Below are 5,478 nucleotides of genomic sequence, written 5' to 3' on the forward strand. Positions count from 1 at the left end.
TTAACAGTTAATAAAAGCTATAAAGTATACGAAATAGGAACTACATTTTTTTTATGGCCTATAAGTGTAGTAGCTTATTATTATATAAGTTTATATATAAAAAACAGTAAAATATTAAATTTTTTAGGCAAATACTCTTTTTATATATTTATTTTACACGAACCAGTTATTGGATCGTGTATTTCAAAGCTTGTATATGCAATTTCAAATAAATATATTATGATTAATGGATTTATATCCGCTGTATTAACAATTATCATAAGTACTTGTGTTTTTAAATTTATTGAAAATACATTTATAACAAAACTTATTTTTAATGAAAAACAATAAAATTATAAAGCTTAAAAGAGTATAATATTTAGTGATGTACTCAGGATTAGGAGTGAGAAAATGAGCAAAAAGGTAAGCATAATTATACCTGTTTATAACGTGGAAGCATATTTAGAACAGAGTATTGAAAGTGCTATAAATCAAACTTTAGACTCTATAGAGATTATAGCCATAAATGATGGTTCTACAGATCAAAGCTTGGAGATATTAAAGGGTTATGAATCTAAATACGATTTTATAAAAGTTATTAACCAAAAAAATAAAGGGGTGAGTGCTGCTAGAAACACAGGTATTCAGCACGCAAGAGGAGAGTATATATATTTTTTAGATAGTGATGACTATATTGGTTTAGACACTATGAAATATTGTTATGATTTAGCTAAAAAAGAAAACTTGGATATTTTAACATTTGATGCTGATGTATTTTTTGAAAATACAACAATAGATGTGGTAAAAAACATATATAATAGAGAAAAACTACTAAAATCATATGTTATGAACGGTAATGAATTTTATTTTTATTCGTGGAATAATAGAGGATATAGAGTACCTGTATGGTTAAATTTCTATAACACTGAATTTTTATTATCTAATAAATTATCATTTTATGAAGGTATTATACACGAAGATGAGTTGCATAGTTTGAAATCATTTATATTGGCAGAAAGAGTTATGTATGTGCCTAAAAAATTTTTTTATAGAAGGATAAGAAAAAACTCCATAATGACTACAAAATTAAGTGAAAAAAATTTTATTGGTATATATACTGTAGCTAAAGAATCATATAATTTTTATAACGAAAACAAATTGATAATTGAAGATAACTGCAGAGAGAGACTAATAAAAAATATAAGGCAACTATACTCAACCTCAATAAAATATCATGATAGTTTAAAAGTTGAATCGATAGATATAGGCAGGACGGATATAATTAAGGATTTAAAGAACACAGATATAGGTATTGATAAAAGTATGAGATTACAGATAAAAAATCCAAAGATGTATTATTTTTTAAAAAAAGTGGAAAATAAATTGAAAAACATCCTGAAAAGTTTAAGATAAACAATTAGTAAAAAGAAGGTGGTATAAATGAAGGTCGGTTTTTACTTAGAAAATAAAAATACAAGAAATATTGATTATTCTAATCCTGAAAATGGAAACCCAGGGATTGGTGGGTCTGAATATATGATTTGGACAATTAGTTATTACCTAAAAAAAATATATGGTAAAAAATTAGAAGTATATATATTAGCTAATAATATTGATACATTACCTAGTATTTTAAAAAATATAGAGTGTGAAAACATAGAATGTGCTATAAATAAGTCTAAAAAAATTAATTTAGATTTATTTATATTTAAAGGGCCAACAGAGAATGAGAAAATATTTAGACTTATTGATGAAGTTAAACAACCAAGTGCAATGTGGTCTCATAATTTTGAAACGAAGAAGTCTTTAAAATATGCAATGGAATGTGAATACCTAGTTAAGAATATTTGTGTTAGTAAAGAACAATATGATAGGCTAAGAGACCATGATATTTTTCATAAATCAACATATATATATAACGCCTTAGACTTTAAATTATATAAATATGAAAATATAGATGTAGCTGAAAAAGATAATATTGTTTCCTATATGGGAGCAATAACTCCAGCTAAAGGATTTCACAAATTAGCAGAGGTTTGGAGTAGTATAGAACAAAAGGTTCCAGACTCAAAATTGTATATTATAGGTGGAGGAAATTTATATAATAAAAATGCTAAACTTGGTAAATATAAAATTGCTGACTCTAGGTATGAGGATAAATTTATTAATCCATTTTTAGATGAAAATGGGAATATAAAAGACAATATAAAGTTTTTAGGGGTACTAAGCCAAGCGGAAAAATTAGATGTAATAGCTAAGTCTAAAGTAGGAGTTGTAAATCCAACTGGAAAAGGAGAGACTTTTTGTATAAGTGCTATAGAATTTCAATCGGTAAGAGTTCCTGTTGTAACAAAAAATAAGTTTGGATTGATTAATACTGTAAAAAATAAAAAAACAGGAATATTAATAAAAAGTAAAAAAGACTTAGAAAAAGAAATTATAAACCTACTTTTAGATAATGAATTAAATAATTATATGGGGAATAATGCAGAAAATTTTGTTAGAGATGAGTTCGATATATACAAAATATGTTGTGAATGGTTTATTTTAATTAAAAATATTGTAGAGAATAAAGAAGTTGCACCAGAATTTAAAACTTCTAATTATTACAATGATATGAAATTTATAAGAGAAATTAATAGAAGAGTAAAAAAAATAAAAATATTTAATAGTTTTCCTTCATTAATTGAATATAACTATTATCTAAAAAGGTTAATAGGAAAACGATAGAAATAACATTTTATTAAGCTATAAAAAAGGATCAAAATTAATATATGTACATATATTAATTTTGATCCTTTTTCTATATATATACAGAATATGTATACAATGCCGTTAATATAAAAATAAAAAACTACACATAATTAAAATAACAAATTAGTAACTATAGCAAATATTGAAATTATAATAAATTTAGCGTATAATTTAAAATATTGTAATATCATAAGTAAAAACAAATATGGAGGTTAAGATGGAAAAAAACATAAATTATAAATATAGTATCGCTGATGATAAAAATAAAGGCTATTATTTCGTAAAAAGATTTATTGATATAATTTTATCGTGTATAGGAATTATTATACTCAGTCCTGTAATGATAATAATAGCTATTGCTATAAAGATAGAAGATCCTAAAGGTAAAGTTTTTTTTAAACAACAGAGAAATGGAAAAAATGGAAAGTTATTTGAAATGTATAAATTTAGATCTATGGTTTACAATGCAGAAAATATTTTAAGTGATATTATGAAAAATAATGAAATGGATGGTCCAGTATTTAAAATAAAAGATGATCCTAGAATTACTAAAGTAGGACGTTTTATTAGAAAAACTAGTTTAGATGAATTACCTCAATTAATTAATGTGATCAAAGGAGATATGAGTTTAGTAGGACCTAGACCACCTATCCCTAGAGAAGTTGAACAGTATAATGAATATCAAATGCAAAGGTTACTAGTAAAACCAGGATTAACATGTATATGGCAAGTTAGTGGAAGAAATGAAATTGGATTTGATGAATGGGTAGACTTAGACTTGAAATATATAAAAGATAGAAGTATATATTTAGATTTAAAATTGATTTTAAAAACTATACCTGCATTATTAGGAGATAAAAATGCATCATAATATAAAAAGAGGATTAAGAGGGTAAATATGACAAATAAAGTTTTAAACGGAAAGTATAATGTATACAGAAATTTATTTTTTTTCACATTAGCTTATTTAGCTATTATAGATAGCTTTAATGGATTTTTAATTAAAAATTATGATATTAGTATATCATCAATATACAGAGCCATAATGCTAACAATATTTTTTTATTATGCTAACAAAGGGAATAAGTCTTATAGAAATATATATATTTATGTAGTTTTTATATATATGCTTATAATAGGCTTAATAAATACAATTAGATTTGATGAAATTTTAGGTATAAAAAGTGAAATTATAGGAATTAGTAAGTTTTTATTTATAGTGGTTCTTATAGAGAGTTTTAGAAACTGTGTAAGAAATAGAGATGAAGGATTAAAATTAATAGAAAAAATAATTAACTATAATTTAATTTTGTTTCCAAGTTTTTTAATTATCCCAATGATATTAAACTTAGGTTCTAATGTATATGCTGGAGGTCTTGGGAGCAAGGGGTTTTTTTATTCTAATAATGAACTTAGTATTGTTGTGTCTATTTTATTTATATTTGCAATAGATAAGTTATATAATAATTTTAGTCTAAAAAATTTATCAATTTTATTGTTGGTAGGAATTTCTCTTTTATCGATTGGATCTAAAACTGGTATGATTATTCCTATGATTATATCTATAATCTATTTAATCAAATCATTTATAGATAAGGAAAATAGACAAAAATTTAGAAATTTTATGATTATTGCAATTCTAGGATCATTAATTATATTGATATTTATATGTCCTAATTTAATAAGTGAATTTATAAATAGGCAATTATACTTATATAGCATAGATGGAGGATCTATACTATATGCTATTTTAAGTGGAAGAAATGAATTTTTATCAATAATATATGTTTATTTTGTTGAATCTAATCATAAAATAATGACGCTTATATTTGGATATGGAGAGTATGTAAAAAATCGTATAATAGCAAGTGGACTTAGTTCTGAATATAACCCAGGAGTTTTGAAGTCTATAGAAATGGATTTTTTTGATATAGTTTTTGGATATGGAATTATAGGTGTTATATTGGTTTATGGATATTTCATAGAAGCATTTATAAAAAACTATTCATTAAAAAAAGAAAGATTCAAATATACTATAGCATTTATTAGTATAATGTTTTTAGGATTTCTGAGCGGACATATATTTTACTCTGCTATGTCGGGAAGTATGTTAGCTATAGTGACATGCGGATTAGTATTTAGTAATCCTAATTATAAATTTAAAGATAGAAGTAAGTATGAGAAAGATATATTGCTTGTTTCAAATATGTACCCTAATAAAAAAAATCCAAGTTTTGGAATATTTGTAAAAAATACAAAGAAAATTCTAAATAAGCAAGGATATAGCACAGAGCAAATTGTAATAAAAAAAACCACAGGAAAGTTTAAAAAAATATATATTTATATAAAACATTATGTATGTGTAATAGTTAAAGGAACAATAAAAAATTATAAATGCATATATGTACACTATATTTCTCACAATGCAATACCTATATTAATTTTAAAGAAAATAAAACCAAAAACAAAAGTATGTATAAATATACATGGCAGTGATATTAATCCTAGAAATAGTATTGAAAAAATCTTAGATAAAGTTACAGGTAATCTTTTACCTTTAGCTGAAAGTATAATAGTTCCATCTGAATATTATAAAAATATAGTGATTAAAAAATATAAGATAAATAAAGAAAAAGTACATGTATTTCCAAAAATATAGTGATTAAAAAATATAAGATAAATAAAGAAAAAGTACATGTATTTCCTTCGGGTGGAGTGAATTCAAAAATATTTTATAATAAAAAA

Annotated in this window: 5 protein-coding genes; all 5 read left to right on the forward strand. The window is 23.6% G+C overall.

The window, feature by feature from the left end:
• On the forward strand, nt 1-330 hold a 330-nt coding region (locus VN21_RS18990; protein WP_046823732.1), incomplete at its 5' end, for a hypothetical protein.
• Between the two features lie 60 nt (nt 331-390).
• Nucleotides 391-1,392 (forward strand): glycosyltransferase, encoded by a 1,002-nt coding sequence (locus VN21_RS13595; RefSeq protein ID WP_052952073.1) that lies wholly within the window; start codon nt 391-393, stop codon nt 1,390-1,392.
• Nucleotides 1,393-1,419: 27 nt separating this feature from the next.
• Nucleotides 1,420-2,709: a glycosyltransferase family 4 protein gene (locus tag VN21_RS13600; protein WP_046823733.1), complete on the forward strand. Its 1,290-nt coding sequence runs from the start codon at nt 1,420-1,422 to the stop codon at nt 2,707-2,709.
• Between the two features lie 241 nt (nt 2,710-2,950).
• Nucleotides 2,951-3,604, forward strand: coding sequence for a sugar transferase (locus tag VN21_RS13605; protein WP_084822178.1), 654 nt, complete (start codon nt 2,951-2,953; stop codon nt 3,602-3,604).
• Between the two features lie 27 nt (nt 3,605-3,631).
• Nucleotides 3,632-5,392, forward strand: a complete 1,761-nt coding sequence (locus VN21_RS17935) for an O-antigen ligase family protein (protein ID WP_052952074.1) — start codon at nt 3,632-3,634, stop codon at nt 5,390-5,392.
• Nucleotides 5,393-5,478 lie beyond the last annotated feature (86 nt).

The sequence above is a fragment of the Paraclostridium benzoelyticum genome (assembly GCF_001006285.1).
GTDB lineage: Bacteria > Bacillota > Clostridia > Peptostreptococcales > Peptostreptococcaceae > Paraclostridium > Paraclostridium benzoelyticum.